Here is a 20,015-nt window from a genome sequence, read left to right as displayed (position 1 = left end):
TAACAGGATGAAATTTGAAAAATGATGTAAAATGGTCGGGGAGAGAGGATTCGAACCTCCGGCCCCTGCCTCCCGAAGACAGTGCTCTACCAGGCTGAGCTACTCCCCGACCGTGCCGGAACGGGTTCCGGTAACAAGGCAGGCCGCGCCTATAGAAGGGCGTTTCGCGGCTTTCAAGCGCAAAGATGCGCAAAACTTGCCATTGCCGTGGCAATGCGGTGCGCATAGCTTGCTTGTAATAAGAATCGGCAAGAAAGTGGCTCGTAAATGGCGCATTATGAAGACCAATATCTGGAGCTGATGCGCAGGATATGGACCCAAGGCGCCGTTCAGCAGGACCGGACAGGGGTCGGCACGCGTTCATTATTCGGTGCGACGATGCGGTTTTCGCTGGCCGATAACAATGTGCCGTTGCTGACGACGAAGCGGATATTCTGGAAAACCGCTGCACGTGAAATGCTCTGGTTCCTTACAGGCGACACCAATATCCGTACTTTGTTGCAGCAAAAGGTGCGCATCTGGACCGACTGGCCGTTGCAACGCTATCGCCAGGAAACGGGTGAAGCCCATAGCCAGGAAGAATTTGAGCAACGGATCGTCGACGATGCCGACTTTGCCGAGAAATGGGGCGATCTGGGACCAGTCTATGGCGCCCAATGGGTTAACTGGCCGCGTTATGAAGCAGCGGGCGAGGGGCTTTATCGCCGCGCAGATAAGGGCATCAATCAAATCGCCCTGCTGGTCGAAAGCCTTAAAAACAATCCGGGATCCCGGCGGCACATCTTTGAAGGCTGGAATGTCGCCGAGCTTGACCGGATGGCGTTGCCCCCCTGTCACAAGACCTATCAATTCCATGTGGCCGATGGAGTTTTGAGCGGATTGCTCTTTCAGCGATCCTGCGATCTCGGTCTTGGTTTCGGTTTCAATGTCTTTGCAGCCTCGATGCTGATCAGGATGTTGGCACAACAATGCGGCTATGAGCCCGGCGAGCTGATCTGGCAGGGCGGCGATGTGCATCTTTACATGAACCATGGTGAACTGGTTGAGGAACAGCTGTCCCGCAAGCCGCATGGCGCGCCGAAGCTGCATCTGCTCCGCAAGCCGGAGAGCATCTTTGCCTATGAAATAGAGGATTTCGAGGTGCTGGATTATCAACCGCAGGCCCATATTGCAGCACCTGTTGCGGTTTAGGACAGCTATATTGACCTAATATGTGGATTGAAATAAAGTAACAAGGGCGAACAACATTAAAATCTGATTCGCACGGAGCCCTTCAGCGGGAACGAGAGGAATCTATGACAGGTAGCAAGCCCAATCTGGCGCCCTTGCGGCTGCATATCCCTGAGCCCAAATTCCGTCCAGGCGATGAAGCGGATTTTAGCGACATCGGCGTCCCGCCTGTAGATTCCATGCCAAAGCCTGATGAGGCGGCCATGCCGTCTGCGATACGGGATCTTGCCTATGGCCTCGTCCGCGTCCTTGACGACGATCATCAGGCAAAGGGCAGCTGGAACCCCGGGCTGGAGCCTGAGCAGTTGCGCATGATGCTTCGCAACATGATGCTGACCCGGGCGTTTGATGATCGCATGTTCCGCGCACAGCGCCAGGGCAAAACCAGTTTCTACATGAAGTCGACGGGTGAGGAGGCAACTTCGGTCGCCACAGCCATGGCGCTGGCCAGCGATGACATGTGCTTTCCAAGCTATCGCCAGCAAGGAATATTGGTCACCCGTGGCTATCCGATCGTGGCGATGATGAACCAGATTTATTCCAATCGCAGTGATCATCTGAAAGGTCGGCAGCTGCCGATCATGTATTCGGCGCCTGAATATGGCTTTTTCACCATTTCAGGCAATCTGGCGACGCAATATCCGCAGGCCGTGGGCTGGGCGATGGCCAGTGCCTCGCGCGGGGACAGCCGCATCGCTGCCGTATGGTGCGGGGAGGGCTCGACTGCCGAGGGCGATTTTCACAGCGCGCTCACCTTTGCGGCGGTCTATAATGCGCCGGTCATCTTGCAGGTGGTGAACAACCAATGGGCGATATCGTCCTTTTCGGGGATTGCCGGCGGTGAACGCACCACATTTGCGGCACGCGGTATCGGCTATGGTATTGCTGCGCTGCGGGTTGATGGGAATGATCCGCTGGCGGTTTTTGCGGCCATGCGCTGGGCATCGGACAGGGCACGGACGAATAACGGCCCCACGCTGATCGAATATTTTACCTACCGCGCCGAGGGCCATTCTACCTCTGACGATCCGGGCGCCTATCGCGCAGCCAAGGAATTTGAAAAATGGCCGCTCGGTGATCCTGTGGAGCGGCTCAAACAGCATTTGATCATTCTCGGCGAATGGGATGAAGAACGGCATTCCGCGCTGCAGACCGAACTGACCGATCTGGTGAAGGCTGCGCAGAAACAGGCCGAGGCCAATGGCATATTGGGCCATGGCTTGCATCAGCCCTTCGAAACAATGTTCGAGGATGTGTTCGAGGAAATGCCCTGGCATTTGAAGGAACAATGCGCCCAGATGCTAGAGGAGCAGCATCGCAAATTCGGCCCTGAATGGGAGCCGAAATAATGGCCGTGACCAAGACGATGAACATGATCGAGGCGATCAACAGCGCGCTCGATTTGATGCTGGAACGTGATCCCAACATTGTCCTGATGGGTGAGGATATCGGCTATTTCGGGGGAGTCTTTCGTGCGACTGCGAACCTTCAGCAGAAACACGGGAAAACCCGCGTCTTTGATACGCCGATCAGTGAGAATGGCATTATCGGCGTCGGCGTGGGGATGGCTGCTTATGGCTTGCGTCCCGTTCCTGAAATCCAGTTTGCCGATTATATCTATCCCGGGCTTGACCAACTGGTCAGCGAGGCGGCGCGGCTGCGCTATCGTTCCGCCGGCGACTTCATCTGCCCGATGACGGTGCGTTCGCCCTTTGGCGGGGGCATATTTGGCGGTCAGACGCACAGCCAGAGCCCGGAAAGCCTCTTCACCCATGTCTGCGGCATCAAGACAGTGGTCCCGTCCAATCCTTATGACGCCAAAGGGCTGCTGATCGCGGCGATCGAGGATAAAGACCCGGTGATCTTCTTTGAACCGAAGCGCATCTATAACGGCCCTTTCACCGGCTATTATGATCGGCCGGTAGAGCCATGGTCAAAACATGCGGCCAGCGCGGTGCCTGAGGATTATTACCGGATCGAACTGGGCAAAGCCGCTATCGTGCGCGCGGGCGATGCGCTCACTGTGCTGACCTATGGCGCAATGGTGCATGTTGTCCGCACGATTGTCGAAGAAATGGGCGTAGACGCTGAGGTGATAGACTTAAGAACACTTCTACCATTAGACATTGAGGCAATTGAAAACTCAGTGAAAAAAACGGGTAGATGTTTAATCGTACATGAGGCGACCCGAACGAGCGGGTTTGGCGCGGAACTGGCCTCGCTTGTCCAGGAAAGATGTTTCTATCACCTCGAGGCGCCGGTTGAACGTGTTACCGGTTTCGACACGCCCTATCCGCATAGCCTTGAATGGGCCTATTTTCCCGGCCCGGTGCGCATTGGCAGCGCGATTGAAAAGATCATGAAGGACTGACGTCATGGGCAAATTTGTCTTCAAGCTTCCTGACATTGGTGAAGGCATTGCCGAAGCCGAAATCGTTGCATGGCATGTCGCAGTGGGCGACCGGATCGAAGAAGACCAGCCATTGGCTGACATGATGACCGACAAGGCGACCGTCGAAATGGAAAGCCCGGTGGCCGGTATCGTCACCGCCGTCGCCGGAGAGGCGGGCGATGTCATCGCGATCGGCTCCATGCTTGTCGAGATCCAGACCGAGACCGAAGGCGATGCCGCCGATGAAGCGCGGGAATATGGAAAGGCCGAGCCTGAGGCAGTCGCCGCGCCCGAACCTTCCGCACCACCGCAGATGCAGCCCGCCAAGAACATGTCAGACGTTGTTCCTGTGCAATCAAATGCTGTGGTTGAGCCGGAAACCACGCAGAAAATTACTGCATCGCCGGCGGTCCGTGCCCGTGCCCGCGATCTTGGGGTTGACCTGAATGACGTCAAGACGTCGGGTGGCCATATCCGCCATGCCGATCTTGATGCCTATCTGAACTATGGTGCGGGGCAGGGTTATCGTGCGCCGGGCGGTTCGGCAAAGCGTGCTGACGAGACAATCAAGGTCATCGGGATGCGCCGCCGTATCGCCGAGAATATGGCTGCGTCAAAACGCCACATTCCGCATTTTTCCTATGTCGAAGAATTTGATGTAACCGCAGTTGAAGGCATGCGTGCGGATCTGAACGCCAATCGGGGCAACAGGCCGAAGCTGACCATGCTGCCTTTCCTGATCGTTGCAATCTGCAAGGCATTACCTGATTTTCCGATGATCAATGCCCGTTATGACGACGAGGCGGGCATAGTGACCCGCCATGGGTCGGTGCATCTGGGCATGGCAACACAAACCGACGCCGGTCTGGTCGTGCCTGTGATCCGCGATGCCCAAGATCGCAATGTGTGGCAATTGGCGCAGGAAATCGTCCGCCTGGCTGGGGCTGTGCGCAATGGCAGTGCGAAAAGCGAGGAATTATCAGGTTCAACATTGACGATCACGTCGCTTGGCCCGCTGGGTGGAATTGCGACGACCCCGGTGATCAACCGGCCTGAGGTAGCCATCATCGGCCCCAACAAGATTGTCGAGCGGCCCATGTTTGTCGGCGATACGATCGAGGCACGCAAATTGATGAATCTGTCGATCAGTTGCGATCATCGCGTTGTCGATGGCTGGGATGCGGCAAGTTTCGTGCAAGCAGTCAAGAAACTGATCGAAACGCCGGTTCTGCTTTTCGCTGATTGACGTTCATTCCGTCCCATTGAGGACGCAATGGCCGATCAGAATTTGAATCCGGCAAGGCTGGTCTGGTCGAACTTCAGCTTGAATGTGAGGAACGGGCCACTGCGTGTGTAGCGGCTTTCCTCGAAATCGCGGTCTTTGAAGCCGACAAAGTTATAGCCGATCGTGACATTGGCATTTTCAAAAGGCGTTACCGTCAGCGTTGGGCCACCCGACCAGGCAACAGTCTTGCCCGATGTGCCGACGCGCACCGTTCCCGACGCACCGATATCGGCAATGTCGGAAAGGTCAAAGCGCAGGTCGGCGCCGATCACATTGCTCCAGCCTTTGACATCGTCTTCGCCGAAACGTTCGCTGGTATAGCGCGTGCCCCAAAACAGTGCATATTCACCGCGCTCGATGAAATTGCCGTCTCGTTGGTCGATCGGCGTGTAGTTGACCGACAGGCTGTTGATTACGCGGTCGGATTTCACATCGCCGCTGACCAGCAACGGTGCGCCGCCAACCGGCCCGGGCAAGCCGGCGACTGCATTCTTCACGGCGTCATTGCGAAATTCGGTTTTGTTGAGCAATGCCCATTGGCTGTCGGCGGGGCGATGGGCCCAGCTGATTTCTGCGTCAGCTGTCATGGTCTGCGCGCCGCCCTGCTGCTGCGCCTTGAACCAGTTGAAGGTACCGCCAACGGCGCGGCCTTCGCCGATTTCGCGCAGGATCGCGGTGGTAAAGCCATAACGCTGCGTGGTGTCGCCATCGCGCCATTCGGCTCGTCCCGTCCAACTCCAGTCATCGCCACGATAGGTTGCGCCGCCAGTGACTGCGACGAAATCTTCGCTCAGCGTCCCGTCGCTGCCCAGGAATCCGCCCGAAGCAACCGGCTGTAGTGGATTGATCACGTCGCTGCGATCAAAGCCGCCGACGGTCTGATTGCCATCAAGGGTGAAATCGAGCGACCATTTGTCGTTGATGCGGAACGACTGGGCAAGGCCATAGGAAGCGAAGGTTCGTGCGCCAAATTCGCCGATATCCTGCTGGTTCGCGCTCGCTAGGATGCGGCCGCCGCTCCATGGTGCGATATCGAAACCGATGCGGGCAGTTTTGGCATCAACCTTCTCGCCCTTGGCAATTTCATAACTGCCGATCAATGCGATGTCGTTTCGGATTGCATAGCGCGCACCGACGCTGTGACGGGCAGGGAAGTCAATGCTCTCGTCCTGGCCGCCAATGGCAAATTCCGTCTGCGCGCTGACCTCCAGTTTTTGGGTCAATTGGTACGAACCTGCGATCCGGGCCAATGTTGACTGGTTGGTCGTGCCATCGTCCAGCCGGTCATTGGCATGGGTCAGACCGGCGCGCAGCGACGCGTCGGCGTTGCGATATTCGACCTCTGCCGTGCCTGCGATCCGGCGGGCATTGTTGTCGAGATAGTTTTCCTGATAGCCAAGCGCCGAGATCGAAAGCTTGTCCGTCAGGCGATAGCGCGTGTCGAGGCCAAATTTTTCGGCGCCCAATTCGCTGCGATTGGTCTGCCCCACGCCGAACCCAGCGCTTTGGCGGCGGTAGTAGCCGAGTAGGTCGAATTTCGGGCCATGATGTTCTGCTTCAAGCAGCAACGCACTGGCGCCGCCGGCATCGGGTGTTGCACTACGCGCACGGGCCTGGCCATCGGTCGCGGCGAATTCAGCGCGCAATTCCGTCCCGGCTGCAGGGCGATAGCGGATATCAGCACCGACAAGATTGGTTTTGTCGCTGTCAGTCTCGTCATGGATCGCGGTCGCGGCGATTTGCAGATTCTGGTCAGCCGATTGCCATTTCACACGTCCGCCGGCATTGTTCACACGCTCGCCAACGCCATCGACTTCATATTCGGCGATGATGAACTGCGGATCGAGACCGCTAGAGCGCGACAAGATCGGTTCACGGAACCGCAACGTGCCGCTCGCATAATCAATATCATAGTCGATGTGACGCATCAGCTGCTTGCGTTCGACAATGATGTTTGATTGCAGGCGATCGCGGGTTTCAAGTGTGATCCGCTCGCTGTTGGCAAAGATGTCGCGCGCGCTTAGCGCATAGGGCCCGCTAAGGCCGGTGCCCTGGATTTCATCGCGACGATAGCGGTAAGGCGTATCTGCGGCAAAGACCTGTGCATGCACATCATCGCTGCGATACTCTGCCTTGATGCCGTTGAAGCTGCGCTGATAACGCGCAAGCTGGGGTTCATCGATGCCGGTTTGATAGTCGCCGAACAGCGCGTAAAATTGCGGCCGCTCCAGCTTCAGATAGAGGCGGCGGATCGATGCCGCGTCATAGCGCTGTTCGCTGCGGTCGGCATAGACCGTGTAGTAGCGGCGCGGATCGATGGTGCCGGCAAAGCGGGCGTCATCGGCCTTTTTGTCGCTGTCATAGGCGAGCGTCATCAGCCATTTGCCGCTGACTCGGCCCTTGGCATAGAGGGCGATGCGACCATCGACATTCAGCGGGTCTTCATCGCCAGCCAGATCCTCAAGGCCCTGTTCCAGCTTGTTGAAACCGATGGTGCCCGCGGCAAAGCCGACGACGGTCCAAGGGCGATCACCGGGATCGAGCCATGTTTCGACGCGCTGGCTGTGCTTCACCTGTCCGTCGAGGAAGTCAAAGCTGATCGCCACAGTGCCCGATGCCGTGGTCGGCTCGAGTTCGATATAGGCGATCCCGTCTTCCCCGATCACGCGCCACACGGGTGCTGCACGTTCCAGACCTGAAAGTTGGTTGGCCTGCTGGGCATCGATTTCGACGGCCGGGCGATAGGGGTCGCTGACGCTGAATGCGCCGACAGCATCGGGCTGAATCGGTTTGCCTGTGCGGTCTGTCAAGCGCACGGCGATACGTGGGCGGTTGACGCCATCGGCGAGCAGAAGCGATTTTTCCTTGATAAACTGGGCCTGGATTGCGGGCGTCGCGAAATGCACTTCGCGTTCAAACTTGCCCGTTTCCGCTCCATTTGCGTCAAGCACTCGGGCGACAAGCTTGTTTGTGCCGGCTTCCAGCTCGACACCCCGCCAGGTGCTGACATTGACCTGCCCTTCGGCGCCACGCTTGATACCGTCGAAGTTCAATGGATCGACAGGTTTTCCGTTGAGGGAAAGCTCAATCCGTTCGTTACGGGCATGCTTGAATGCAACACGGATCGCGGGAACCGGCGGGTTGTGTCCGACGCCCGGGAATAGGAATTCGGTTCCGGGAACTTGCCCCGCAACCCAGTCTTTCTCACCACCGGCAATGCTGCGCTGTTCCGCATTTTGTTCGACCGGACGTGCGATCTGGCGGACCGAATTGGCGCGTGGGGCGACCGCATGTGCACGGAAATCCGCGCGTTTCAGGCTGCCGCCGCGGCCTTCGACGAAGCGCGATATCGCACTTCCTGCGCTGCGGCTGTTTTTCGCACAGTTGATTGGGGCCCGATCCAGCGGGAAAGTTGACGGATCAACCTGCACGACATGGAGCCCCGGAATTACGCCTTCGAAATGGTAGCGGCCATCGACGTCGGTAATGGTGTAGGTGCCATCCTGCAGCATCACGCGAACGCCGCTTATACCCTTCGCCTGCCGCGGATTGATACCACAGCCACCGTCTGTGATACGGCCGACGATCGTGAAACGCTCGCTGATGCCATCGCGTATGATGCGCACGGATGCGTCGGCGATTTCGCTGCTAGTCCCGCGATTATCGCGTGCCGAAGCACGATTGACGGCATCGCCAGGGCGTGCGTCGATCCTTACTTCCGTCAGATAGGTCAAAAGTCCCGTTCCGGCGCCAGGTAAAGGGGGCAGGGTGACGGAAAATTGCTTGCCATCCGCGCTGGCGACAGGCGCGATTGGGGTGCCGTTATAGCGCAGGCTGTTAACCCGTAAACGCATGGAATCAGGCAATAAATCTGTAACAGTCACCGGTCCGCTGGTGCGCGTCCGGTCCGGATTGCGGATTTCAATGCGATATTGCACGACATCGCCGGGCATCGCCGTGGTCGCCGAGGTCGATTTTTGCAATTGCAGGCTATCGCCGGGTCGATCGAGTGGAATGTCGATACGCACCGGGGCCGGATCATTCAGCGTGATGATACCACCATAAGATCCCGGGGCGATCACAAATCGCCCGCCATCGGGCCTTGTCAGTACCGAGATTTCGGCAGGGGTCGCCACTGATGGGTGGGTGTAGGGTGCCACTGGGGACACGATCAGCCGGTAGTCGCCACGTCTTAAGAACGGGAATCGGTAGAATCCTGGTTCAAAAACATAGGTTTGACCACCGCTGTCGGTTACCGTGCTGCCTGTAATGATGGTGCTGGGGAAGGCGGATGCGCCATCGTCACCAAACACCTGTGCTGGCGCACCGGTCGCGGCATCGACAATTGTGACCTGGGTGCCATCTACAGGCGCGCCATCGGCACTGTCGAAAGTTAGGCCAAAGGGATCGACAAGAATATCGACCTGGCCCTGATCGATGACGTTGCCGCTTTGGACGTCATCAAGTTCCAAACTGAGCTGTGCGCCCGGCCTGACTGACAAAACGCAGTCGCCGGCGACCGACGCGGGTGGAATCGCGCTCGTATTGATCATCGCCATGAAAATAGCGGAATTGGGCGCTGTTTCGGTGAATGTCAGACGTTCGACATCGCCATCGTCGGCTCTGACGTCTGCATTGAAACTGTCAATGCTGCGCGGATTGATATTTTTGTTTGGCGCGGTGATCTTGAGCACCAACGGCTCGCCCGCCCGGATAGACGTGGTGCGGGCCAGGACGGCGGGGTTGGTTGGCAAATCGGCAAATACGCCGTGCAAGGCCACCGGCACCGGTCCATTTGTGCCTTGGCACATAGTTGGCGCTAAATTGGTGGTCTCCGTCCCATTTGCCCCAGCAAATCGGTAAAGTTCGAGCTTCGCACCTTGTCCACTGCCCCGTTTGACAGCGATTTCGACACTGTTGGAGGGCCGGATCAGTGTTTGGCCGCCCGCAGTCCATTCCGCCTGCGCAACATTGCTGATTGTATCGGGCAAGGATTGCGCATGCGCGGGAAGGCAGGCGGCAGCCATAAGGCTTGCTGCCGCCAGCGTTCCTGCGCGCTGTCTGATAAGTTTGGTTAACACCATTATCTGCGAAACAGGCGGGGAATCGGGTAAACCGCTCCCCCGCCTGCTCTTTATCAGTCGATTGTGACGCGGAAGATCAGTGCACTGACGCCGCCACCGCCGGCCACACTGGCCAGCGTGCCGCTGACCCGTGGCGAAGGCGTGGCCGTGAAGCTGCCTCCGGCTGTGCCTGCAGAACAGGCTTGGGCAGCCGTGCCATGGCCGGTAACAGTGCCGTTGAGGAGGATCGACGACGCGACATAAGTCGTATTAGCCGGAAGTATGTCCTCGATTGCCACGTTGGTCGCCGCAGCACCGCCGCTATTCTGAACCGAAATGCAATATTCGACAGTTGCGCCCGGCAAGGCCTTCGGATTGCTGGCGCTTACAAGATCGCTGACCACACGGCTCGATTTCCAGACGCTCAGCGTCGCTGCCTGAACGGTATAGTCATCGAGTGCGGATTCGACGCCATCACGGCCGCTATCGGCAAGGACGGTATCGACGGCATTTGCGACGTTGGCATTTGCGTCGGTCGAGATGTTCTGGCCGGGACCGGCGAGAACAAAGGCCGTGCCATTGCTGAACCGTGCAGTCGCGGTCAGGCGAACGCCCGAAATCTGGCCGTTTGTGGCGGTCAAGGGAACGTTGCCGAGCACCAGCACGTTGATGCTGTTGCTTCCGGTTGTGGCCGAAAGATCGTTCACCGATAGCGTTGCCGTTGCTGCAGCATCGCAGACGTTGTTATTGTCCGCATCCAGGCAGATCAGCAGGCTGGTGACGTCAAAGGCGTCGGTTCCGCGCGGGGTTGCCGTCCCTGTGGTCAAGTTGGCCGCTGTCAGGTCGAAATCGAGAATATCGTTCGACAGGTTTGTCAGCGTAAACGCCGTCTGTTGCACGGTTTGGCCCGGATTGACCGAAGTCGTCCCGATGGTTGTGCGTTCGACAACGGTGAAGGCAACCTTGCGGTCAACTTCGAACATGTCGGTGTTACTGGTGACAGGCGTTTGCGCGACGCTACCGACCTGGTAGTTCACGGTTACGCTATTGGTGATATCGGTGCCCTGATTGGTCCCTACTGCGAAAGCCGGGGAGGAAACCCCGATAACCGCGGCAAGTGCAGTTGAGGCAACGAGGGTTCTAAGCTTACTGGTCATGCTTATTCTCCGGTTGCGTTAAGTGCGATTGCTTTTGCCGCAGCAATCGGTGCGGTTTCGGTGGGGGGTCATCTGACGACCCCCCGAAAGACAAGCTTGCCTGCGGAACCCGCAGCAAGCGTTTGATTCAAATTCCATTTTAAGTGTGTCACGTCAGACGGCAGCGCGGTGCGGAACGAGCCGTTCGCCATCGGCACCTTCAATTGCGACAAAAAGCCCCAGCTCTTGCCGCCATCGATCGAAACGATTTCGGTGCCGTCTGCAGTTGCCGAGAAAGCCACGGCCTGCGGTATCGGATTGGTTACGCTCAGCTTCGAAGCCGGCGCGGTGCCTGTGTTCTTATAACGGACAATGAAGACCAATTGATCGCCAGGAACCACCAGCTTCGGCGCTTCGAGCACGGTCGCAACGCTGCCATCGGCACGCTTTTGCGCGCGCTCGACGAAAACATCGCTGGCAAGCTCGAGCGGTCCCGCGAAGGCGGGAAGCGCGGCTAGGGTCGCGATGAGTGCAGTTATGGCATATTTGATCACTGGATTACCGTCCGGAAAGTTATGGTGCGCGTCTGACCCGCCGGGACATTCCCCAAGGCGACGCTAATCCGCGAACCGTTGAAATTGCCGGCGTCAGCATCGGCCGCGTCGGTCAGCAAAGTCGACTGCAACGCCAGACTGCCGGCGACATAAGTGGTGCCCGCAGGGATCGGATCGTTGACGACCAGATTGGTCAGGCTGCCCGCACCGCTTACGGTTGCTGTGATGGTATAGGTGATTGTTGCACCCGGAACCGCGTTGCTTCCGCCAAATGGATCGACAACGGCTGCCGACTTGGCAAGCGCCACAGAGGCCGCATCGACGCGCAGAAAGCCGCTGGCTTCCCCTTCTGCGCCGCTGGTGCCAACAACAGCATCGCCGCCGCCCTGGCCTTGGCCGGCAAAGGTCGTGCCCGGGGCACCCGTGCCGGTGGTTGCGGCTGCAGTGACGCTGACATTGGCACGCTGCCCGTTGGTCTGCGTCGCCGGAATGTTGGTCAAGACGAATATTGTAACACCTTGGTCGGGTGCCAATAGTGGATCATTGGTGCCGGCGACATAAACAGTGTCAACGCCGGGATCATAAACATTGTTGTTGTTCGCATCGATAACGATCTGCGCAAAGACGGGATCGAAATCGTCGCCGCCATTGGCGACATTGGGCGTCAGGCGATAGCTTTCAGGGCCGTTGCCATTGTTCGTTACCCGATAAGTGAGAGCAGTATTGGTCGCGCCATTGGTTGTGGCGACATCGCCGGGATCGCTGCTGGTGACGGTTACGTCCAGCAATTCGTCGACAAGAATCACCGCAGCGTTGGACTGGATGTCCACGGTGCCTGCTCCAACATCAAAGCTGGCGGTGGCAATATTCTCGATGTTCGTGCCGGCAAGCGTACCCGCTGCAAACGCAGGTTGCGTGATGCAGGCGGCGCTTGCGAGCAGCGTGATTACAGACAGGCGACCGGGGCGCAAAAATGCGCTGCGGTGCGATGAGGGGTAGAAAGCGGTCCTTTTCATGCCGCTCTTATCTCAAAAGAGGGTCAAGAAAAGGTTAAGGGGGGGAGTGGAGCGTTAAGTAGATAAGTGACGAAAAATAATAGGTAAAAATGCCAGATATCGTGTCGATTTTTGTAAAATCGAATGTAAATGGTAAACCGAGCGGCAAGTTTTTGAGCAATCGGGCAGCGGCTTTGTCGTTAAATTGTCGACAAAAATTTAGCTTGCCGCATTCTCGCTGTTGACAGTCGGAGCAGCCCCTTCTAACAGCGCGCTCACCGCATCAAGCGGGTGTAGCTCAGTTGGTTAGAGCGCCGGCCTGTCACGCCGGAGGTCGCGGGTTCGAGCCCCGTCACTCGCGCCATTTTCCGGTTTCCATCCAGATCATCAATGGCCGTAACGGGGCAATCCAGATTGTTCCGGCGAACAGGTATATGAGCGACTGCGCCCATATCGGCAACGCACCGATCGTGTCGGATAGACTGACCACGATCAGCGACACCACTGCAATCAAAGATAGCATTGCGAAAACGCCCGCAGGTTTGCGCCAGGTGGGCGGGGGCGGGGGATTGGGATGATTCATCGCGTTATCCAGCTCTGTTCGGTTAGAATTGCGTCCATGGGTTCGTCCCACGAGTCAATGGGCAAATGTTCGGAATGCTGCACGGACCAAGCGAGACCGACGGCGACGGCATCATCCAGCAGACTCAGCGCGCGGTCATAATGGCCGGCGCCTTGACCAAGACGCATACATTCGTCGTCAAACCCCAGAAGCGGCACAAGCACGATATCGGGAACGACCGGTTCTGCGTCCTCCAAAGGCTGTGAAAGACCGAAAGGGCCTTCGACAAGAGGCATGCCGGTCTCCCATCGGAGAAATCGCATCGGCGCGGCGCGGCTGGTCACATGGGGCAGGGCGAGCGTGCAGCCCAGCGCCTCTGCCTCTGCCAATAGGCGTGATGGATCCACCTCTGACCCGACGGCGACATAACCTGCCACAATCTTTTTGGGCGTGCATAATCGGACGAGCGGCGACGGCATCTTGCCAAAGGCGAGCGCGCGTTCACGATCGGTCATGGATTGTACAAATTGGGTACGGCGGGTGCGGAAAAAACGGCGCAGAGAGGCCTTGTCATCCTGTGAAGTCACATGGGAAGCCTTTGTAATTGTGACGGAACCACCATGGGTCGTTTCCCGGAATATCCTCTGACGCCAGTACGTCAGGTGGGCACCATATATCCCTGACCCCCATGTTACCATAGTGGCCAGAGCAGGGACAGCTCCCAAGGATTGATTTATCGCCTCAGGGATGTTCGCTTCAGTTCGTGCCGGGCAGTCCCGCCACCTCCCATTTAGGCAGAGGTCGCCTGTTCCTCAAGCCCTGCGGCAAAAGATTCGACGCGTGCGGCTAGTTTATCGATGGTTTGCGCCATCTGCGTCGCAAGTTCGGCTGAAATGCCCGCACTTGTCTTACCTGACGCTGAATTGCCACCATTGTCGTGTAACTGGTCTGCCAGTAGGAGCGCAGCAAACAGCAATTGGCGGCTTTCGTTCAATCCGCCGGCACTACCCCCGGCTTCACGTACCTTCGCATCCACCATCTGGCCGAGTTCGACTAGACGTCCTTCCTCGCCATCGCGACAGGTGACGATATATTCGCGGGCTGCAATTGTGAGACGGACTTCAGCCATTCGCTTGCCCTTGTTGTGCCAGCAAGCTGTCAATGCGCGCAATGGCATCACCCGCAGCCGCCTTCAACGCATCATGACGGCGCAGAAGGTCCGGGTTGTCGACCGCGTTCGCGGGCAAGGGTGTATTTTCAAGTTTGGAAACGGCTCTTTCAAGCCTGCCAATTGCCTGCATCAATAATTGATCTGCCATAGCTTGCACCCCGTTCTTCGCGGAAACTAACAAATTCGACGCTTTTGGCAACGGCGCTTGGAGGGAATTTGTCGCGGCATGGGGTTGACCCTGCCCATTGCGCTCCGCAAAGGGGGCGCGAACCGACTCGTGCGGTCAACTGGAAAAATGCTTGTAAAGGCGCCGCGCCGCGACGCGGTGAAGGGGTAGTTTGCATGTCCGCCAATCTTCAGATGATGGCCAACGCAATCCGGGCGCTGTCAATGGATGCCGTTCAGGCCGCGAATAGCGGACATCCAGGGATGCCCATGGGCATGGCCGATGTGGCGACCGTTCTTTACAGCAAATATCTGAAATATGACGCATCTGCGCCGAAATGGCCGGATCGTGATCGCTTTGTCCTCTCGGCGGGTCATGGCTCGATGCTGGCCTATTCGACCCTGTATCTCAGCGGCTATGCAAAGCCGACCATCGATGACATTCGCAATTTCCGTCAGTTGCACAGCCCATGCGCCGGTCATCCGGAAAATACGGAGCTTGAAGGGGTTGAATCGACCACCGGGCCGCTGGGGCAGGGGCTTGCCATGGCAGTCGGCATGGCGATGGCCGAACGGCATCTGAACGGTCAATTTGGCGATGATCTGGTCGATCACCGCACCTGGGTGATCGCCGGTGACGGCTGCCTGATGGAAGGCATCAATCATGAGGCTATCGGTCTTGCCGGCCATTTGCGGCTTGGGCGGCTGATCGTTCTTTGGGATGACAACCGCATTACCATCGATGGCAGCACCGACCTTTCCACCAGCGAAGATGTTGCCGCGCGCTACGTCGCAACTGGCTGGCATGTCGAAAGTTGTGACGGTCATGATTTTGCAGATATTTCAAGGGCGATTGACGCCGCGCTTGCCGATGATCGTCCTTCGCTGATCGCCTGCCGTACGCTGATCGGCAAGGGATCGCCCAATAAACAGGGGACTTCGGCAACCCATGGCTCGCCGTTAGGCGCAGATGAAATCGCCGCGACCCGCGCCGAGTTGGGCTGGGCATATCCTCCCTTTGAGGTGCCTGCCGATATTCTCGATGCTTGGCGGGCCGCTGGACAGCGCGGTTCCGCATCGCGCGACGACTGGCAAAAGCGTTTTGAATCAAGCTCATCAAAGGATGAGTTCGCACGCCGTTTAAGCGGTGCGGTTGATGGCAATGGCGCGATCCGCAGCTATGTAGATAATTTGCTTGCCAACCCGGCAAAGGTGGCCACGCGCAAAGCATCGGAAATGGCGCTTGAAGCGCTGACCGCTGCGCTGCCCGAATTGGTCGGCGGGTCTGCAGATCTTACCGGTTCTAACAATACCAAGACCAAATCCACACTTGCCATGACGCGCGAGGATTATTCGGGTCGTTATGTCTATTATGGCATTCGCGAATTCGGGATGGCGGCGGCCATGAACGGGATGGCGTTGCATGGCGGGATCATCCCCTATGGCGGTACATTCATGGTGTTTTCGGATTATTGCCGCAACGCCATTCGCCTTTCCGCAATCCAGCATCAGCGTGTTGTTTATGTGATGACCCATGACAGCATCGGCCTTGGCGAGGACGGCCCGACCCACCAGCCGGTCGAGCATCTTGTCAGCTTGCGGGCGATGCCGAACCTGCTGGTTCTGCGGCCCTGCGACGCCGTCGAAACCGCCGAATGCTGGGCATTGGCGCTAGATCGCACCGATGGCCCCTCGCTTCTCGCTCTGTCACGACAGAATTTGCCGCAACTGCGCAGCGAAGCCGCCGAAAACCGCTGTGCGCTTGGCGCCTATCGTCTGCGCGCCGCTGCGGCACCGCGCAAGGTGGTTCTGGTCGCTACCGGATCTGAAGTCGAGCTTGCCACCAAGGTTGCCGATGCGCTTGAAGCACAAGGACAGGGCGCGGACGTGGTTTCGATGCCGAGTTGGGAATTATTCGATGCGCAGGACGCAGCCTACAGGGCCGATCTGCTGTCGTCCGACGCTCTGATTGTATCGATCGAAGCAGGCGTTACACTGGGTTGGCAGCGCTACACCGGCCCCAATGGCATCAATATCGGCATCGACAGTTTCGGGGCATCTGCGCCAGCCGAAGCACTTTATGATTATTTCGGGTTCTCGGTTGAGAATATTGTTTCCAAAATCCATTCAAAATTAATGGCTTAAAGGGAGTATTTGATATGACTACCAAAGTTGCGATCAACGGTTTCGGACGTATCGGCCGTCTGGTGGCGCGCGCGATCCTTGAGCGGACCGACCATGATCTCGAATTGGTGGCCATCAATGATTTGGCCGATGCCAAGTCAAACGCGCTGCTTTTCAAGCGTGACAGTGTCCATGGCGCATTTCCCGGTACGGTTGAAGCCGACGGCAACGACATTATCGTGAATGGTAAGCGCATCCATGTCACTGCCGAACGTGACCCTGCCAATCTGCCGCATGGCGCCAACGGCATCGACATTGCTCTTGAGTGCACCGGTTTCTTCACGGATCGTGAAAGTGCCGGCAAGCATCTGACCGCCGGCGCCAAACGCGTTTTGATCTCCGCACCGGCTAAAAATGTCGACAAAACCGTTGTTTATGGCGTTAACCATGACGTTTTGACGTCATCGGACACCATTGTGTCCAATGCCAGCTGCACGACCAACTGCCTCGCTCCTTTGGCGAAGGTGATGCATGAAACCGTCGGGATTGAGCGCGGCCTGATGACCACGATCCATGCTTATACAAACGACCAGAAGATCCTTGACCAGATTCACAGTGACATGCGCCGCGCCCGTGCCGCTGGCATGTCTATGATCCCGACGACAACTGGTGCCGCCCGCGCCGTTGCGGAAGTACTGCCTGAACTGAAGGGTAAGCTGGATGGTTCGGCAATTCGCGTGCCGACGCCCAATGTCAGCCTTGTTGACCTGACCTTCACACCGTCGCGCGATACCACTGCAGAAGAACTGAACGCCGCGCTGAAGGCTGCAGCGGAGGGCCCGCTGAAGGGCGTGCTTGCTTATTCGGATGAGCCGCTGGTTTCGATCGATTATAACCATTGCCCGGCCAGTTCGACAATCGACAGCCTTGAGACAACCGTTCTCGAAGGAAAGCTTGCCCGCGTGGTCAGCTGGTACGACAATGAATGGGGTTTCTCGAACCGCATGGTCGATACTGCCGGCGTGATGGCAAAGCTGATCTAACCGAAATCCGCGTTGGGGCTGGCCAAGCTAGGGCAGCCCAGAGCGGGATGTCGGCAGGGACAATATCGGGCAGGAGCCAGTCTTTGCCCGGCTGAGGGAGTGAACTTATGGGCTTCAATACCATTGACGATCTGGGTGACCTCAGCGGCAAGCGTGCGCTGGTGCGTGTTGACCTCAATGTTCCCATGGCGGATGGTCGGGTCACTGATCTGACGCGAATTCACGCGCTGGCTCCGACGGTCAATGATTTGTCGGCTAAGGGGGCAAAGGTGCTGTTGTTGGCCCATTTTGGCCGTCCAAAGGGTGCGAAGCACAGCGAAATGTCGGTTTCGATGACGCTTGATGCCTTGCAGGAAGTGCTAGGTCGGGAGGTCATGTTCGTGCCCGAAATCGCTGGCGACGTGGTCGCACAGTCGGTTGATATCATGGCCAATGGTGATGTTGCACTGCTAGAGAACAGCCGTTTCTGGCCCGGTGAAGAAAAGAATGATCCTGAGCTTGCCAAGGCGATCGCCGCCAATGGTGATCTCTATGTGAACGATGCCTTTTCAGCGGCGCATCGTGCCCATGTGACCACGGAAGGCCTGGCACATTTTCTGCCAGCCTATGCCGGTCGCTCTATGGAAGCCGAGTTGAAGGCGTTGGAAGCAGCACTTGGCAACCCCGAGCATCCCGTGGCCGCTGTGGTCGGCGGTGCAAAGGTTTCGAGCAAGCTTGATGTGCTGAACAATCTTGTGACCAAGGTTGACCATCTGATCATCGGTGGCGGCATGGCCAATACATTCCTAGCGGCGCGCGGCGTTAATGTAGGCAAGTCGCTGTGCGAACATGATCTGGCTGATACGGCGAACGCGATTCTGGAGGCAGCCGATGTAGCAGGTTGCACCGTGCATCTGCCCTATGACGTCGTGGTGGCGAAAGAATTTCGTGCCAACCCGCCCGTCCGCACGGTGAATGTTCATGAAGTTGCCGAAGATGAGATGATCCTCGACGTCGGCCCTACCGCGGTCGAGGCGCTCGCCGATGTGCTGAAAACCTGCCGCACGCTGGTGTGGAATGGCCCGATGGGCGCCTTTGAAATTGCGCCTTTCGACATGGCGACCGTTGCATTGGCCCGAACCGCGGCGGCCCTGACGAAAGAAGGTTCGCTGGTGTCGGTCGCAGGCGGAGGCGATACTGTTGCTGCGCTGGCCCATGCCGGTGTGACCGAAGATTTCAGCTTCATATCAACCGCCGGCGGGGCCTTCCTCGAATGGATGGAAGGCAAGGAATTGCCGGGCGTGAAAGCACTTCAAAAAAGCTGATATTTTCGGTTTCTAGTGCCGGTTGCGGAATCGCGCCATTCACGTTAATGCGTCGGACATACGTATGCATCTGACACAGGGAGCTTCCATGAACAGCGCTGACATGACCGCCAAAATTGCCGCCGGCCAAGGCTTTATTGCCGCATTGGACCAGAGCGGCGGATCGACGCCCAAGGCGCTTGCTGGCTATGGTGTTGATGAAAGCGCCTGGTCGAGCGAAGAGGAAATGTTTGGCCTCATTCATGAAATGCGTTCGCGGATTATCCGGTCGAAATCTTTCACGGGTGATCGGGTCATTGGTGCAATCCTGTTCGAACGTACCATGGATGGTCAGGTCGATGGAAAGCCGACGCCGGCTGCGTTGATCGCAAAGGGGGTGGTACCATTCATCAAGATCGACAAAGGTCTCGAAGACGAGGCCAATGGCGTGCAGATGATGAAGCCGATGCCAGAGCTTGATGCGCTGCTCACACGGTCAAAGGCGCTCGGCGTTTATGGCACCAAAGAACGGTCGGTGATCAATTCGGCCAACCGGGACGGGATCGCAGCCGTTGTCGCGCAGCAGTTCGAAATTGGCCAACAGGTTTTGTCGCATGGCATGATGCCTATGATCGAGCCTGAGGTGAACATCAAGAGCGAGACGCGCGCCGAATGCGATGCGATTCTGCTGGAAGAAATTCTCAAGCAATTGGATGCGCTGGGTGCTGACCAGCAGGTCATGCTGAAACTGTCGCTTCCGGTCGAAGCCGGTAAGTTCGATCCGCTGGTGAATCACCCCAAGGTGCTCCGCGTGGTTGCGCTCTCGGGCGGTTATAAGCGCCCTGAAGCATGCGCTGAGCTTGCGAAAAATCATGGCATCATTGCCTCGTTCAGCCGCGCACTTCTCGAAGACCTGCGCTATCAGATGAGCGACGATGAATTTGACGCATCGCTCGATGAAGCGATCGAAGCCATTTACCGCGCGTCCATCGCTTGACAGTGTCAAATCGGT

The 20,015-nt window shown here is 57.6% G+C and carries 16 protein-coding genes and 2 tRNA genes; 9 read left to right on the top strand and 9 right to left on the bottom strand.

Translation table 11 applies throughout. The features are described 5' to 3' along the window. Nucleotides 1–32: 32 nt before the first annotated feature. Nucleotides 33–109: transfer RNA gene (locus tag RSE16_10750), tRNA-Pro, on the bottom strand. A 158-nt stretch (nucleotides 110–267) separates the two neighbouring features. On the opposite strand from RSE16_10750, the gene thyA reads away from it, so the two are divergent. From thyA to RSE16_10730, 4 genes are all read left to right on the top strand, one after another. Further along, a complete protein-coding gene (gene thyA / locus RSE16_10745; GenBank protein ID WRH75181.1) occupies nucleotides 268–1,191 on the top strand; it encodes a thymidylate synthase in 924 nt (307 codons plus the stop codon). A gap of 104 nt (nucleotides 1,192–1,295) precedes the next feature. Further along, nucleotides 1,296–2,579, top strand: coding sequence for a thiamine pyrophosphate-dependent enzyme (locus RSE16_10740; GenBank protein ID WRH75180.1), 1,284 nt, complete (start codon nucleotides 1,296–1,298; stop codon nucleotides 2,577–2,579). A 17-nt stretch (nucleotides 2,580–2,596) separates the two neighbouring features. After that, nucleotides 2,597–3,601, top strand: a complete 1,005-nt coding sequence (locus RSE16_10735; protein WRH77348.1) for an alpha-ketoacid dehydrogenase subunit beta — start codon at nucleotides 2,597–2,599, stop codon at nucleotides 3,599–3,601. A 4-nt stretch (nucleotides 3,602–3,605) separates the two neighbouring features. Further along, nucleotides 3,606–4,868: a dihydrolipoamide acetyltransferase family protein gene (locus RSE16_10730; GenBank protein WRH75179.1), complete on the top strand. Its 1,263-nt coding sequence runs from the start codon at nucleotides 3,606–3,608 to the stop codon at nucleotides 4,866–4,868. A gap of 35 nt (nucleotides 4,869–4,903) precedes the next feature. Here RSE16_10730 and RSE16_10725 read toward each other — a convergent pair whose 3' ends face one another. From RSE16_10725 to RSE16_10710, 4 genes are all read right to left on the bottom strand, one after another. After that, nucleotides 4,904–9,934 (bottom strand): hypothetical protein, encoded by a 5,031-nt coding sequence (locus tag RSE16_10725; protein ID WRH75178.1) that lies wholly within the window; start codon nucleotides 9,932–9,934, stop codon nucleotides 4,904–4,906. 110 nt (nucleotides 9,935–10,044) lie between these two features. Further along, a complete protein-coding gene (locus RSE16_10720) occupies nucleotides 10,045–11,127 on the bottom strand; it encodes a DUF11 domain-containing protein (protein ID WRH75177.1) in 1,083 nt (360 codons plus the stop codon). Nucleotides 11,128–11,195: 68 nt separating this feature from the next. Then, complete coding sequence (locus RSE16_10715; protein WRH75176.1) at nucleotides 11,196–11,660, bottom strand: hypothetical protein; 465 nt, start codon at nucleotides 11,658–11,660, stop codon at nucleotides 11,196–11,198. Further along, complete coding sequence (locus RSE16_10710) at nucleotides 11,657–12,676, bottom strand: hypothetical protein (GenBank protein WRH75175.1); 1,020 nt, start codon at nucleotides 12,674–12,676, stop codon at nucleotides 11,657–11,659. Before RSE16_10710 ends, RSE16_10715 begins: the two co-directional genes overlap by 4 nt. 266 nt (nucleotides 12,677–12,942) lie before the next feature. On the opposite strand from RSE16_10710, the gene RSE16_10705 reads away from it, so the two are divergent. Next, nucleotides 12,943–13,019, top strand: a tRNA-Asp gene (locus RSE16_10705). Here the strand turns inward: RSE16_10705 and RSE16_10700 are convergent. The 4 genes from RSE16_10700 to RSE16_10685 all read right to left on the bottom strand — a co-directional run bounded on the left by RSE16_10700 (nucleotide 13,008) and on the right by RSE16_10685 (nucleotide 14,536). Next, on the bottom strand, nucleotides 13,008–13,238 hold the full coding sequence (locus tag RSE16_10700) for a DUF2842 domain-containing protein (protein ID WRH75174.1): 231 nt from the start codon (nucleotides 13,236–13,238) through the stop codon (nucleotides 13,008–13,010). The genes RSE16_10705 and RSE16_10700 overlap by 12 nt on opposite strands. Next, a complete protein-coding gene (locus RSE16_10695; protein ID WRH75173.1) occupies nucleotides 13,235–13,804 on the bottom strand; it encodes a 5-formyltetrahydrofolate cyclo-ligase in 570 nt (189 codons plus the stop codon). Before RSE16_10695 ends, RSE16_10700 begins: the two co-directional genes overlap by 4 nt. A gap of 203 nt (nucleotides 13,805–14,007) precedes the next feature. Further along, complete coding sequence (locus RSE16_10690) at nucleotides 14,008–14,346, bottom strand: cell division protein ZapA (GenBank protein ID WRH75172.1); 339 nt, start codon at nucleotides 14,344–14,346, stop codon at nucleotides 14,008–14,010. Continuing rightward, nucleotides 14,339–14,536, bottom strand: coding sequence for a hypothetical protein (locus tag RSE16_10685; GenBank protein WRH75171.1), 198 nt, complete (start codon nucleotides 14,534–14,536; stop codon nucleotides 14,339–14,341). Before RSE16_10685 ends, RSE16_10690 begins: the two co-directional genes overlap by 8 nt. Nucleotides 14,537–14,730: 194 nt before the next feature. Between RSE16_10685 and tkt the strand changes: the two genes are divergently transcribed. The 4 genes from tkt to RSE16_10665 all read left to right on the top strand — a co-directional run bounded on the left by tkt (nucleotide 14,731) and on the right by RSE16_10665 (nucleotide 20,000). Beyond that, on the top strand, nucleotides 14,731–16,698 hold the full coding sequence (tkt, locus tag RSE16_10680) for a transketolase (GenBank protein ID WRH75170.1): 1,968 nt from the start codon (nucleotides 14,731–14,733) through the stop codon (nucleotides 16,696–16,698). A gap of 14 nt (nucleotides 16,699–16,712) precedes the next feature. Next, nucleotides 16,713–17,720, top strand: coding sequence for a type I glyceraldehyde-3-phosphate dehydrogenase (gene gap, locus RSE16_10675; GenBank protein ID WRH75169.1), 1,008 nt, complete (start codon nucleotides 16,713–16,715; stop codon nucleotides 17,718–17,720). 107 nt (nucleotides 17,721–17,827) lie between these two features. Then, nucleotides 17,828–19,024: a phosphoglycerate kinase gene (locus RSE16_10670; protein WRH75168.1), complete on the top strand. Its 1,197-nt coding sequence runs from the start codon at nucleotides 17,828–17,830 to the stop codon at nucleotides 19,022–19,024. 88 nt (nucleotides 19,025–19,112) lie between these two features. Next, on the top strand, nucleotides 19,113–20,000 hold the full coding sequence (locus tag RSE16_10665) for a fructose bisphosphate aldolase (protein WRH75167.1): 888 nt from the start codon (nucleotides 19,113–19,115) through the stop codon (nucleotides 19,998–20,000). Nucleotides 20,001–20,015 lie beyond the last annotated feature (15 nt).

This window comes from Sphingobium sp., assembly GCA_035196065.1.
Taxonomy (GTDB): Bacteria; Pseudomonadota; Alphaproteobacteria; order Sphingomonadales; family Sphingomonadaceae; genus Sphingorhabdus_B; species Sphingorhabdus_B rara.
The sequence above is the reverse complement of the archived record's forward strand: the minus strand, read 5'-3'. Positions and strand labels throughout refer to the sequence as shown.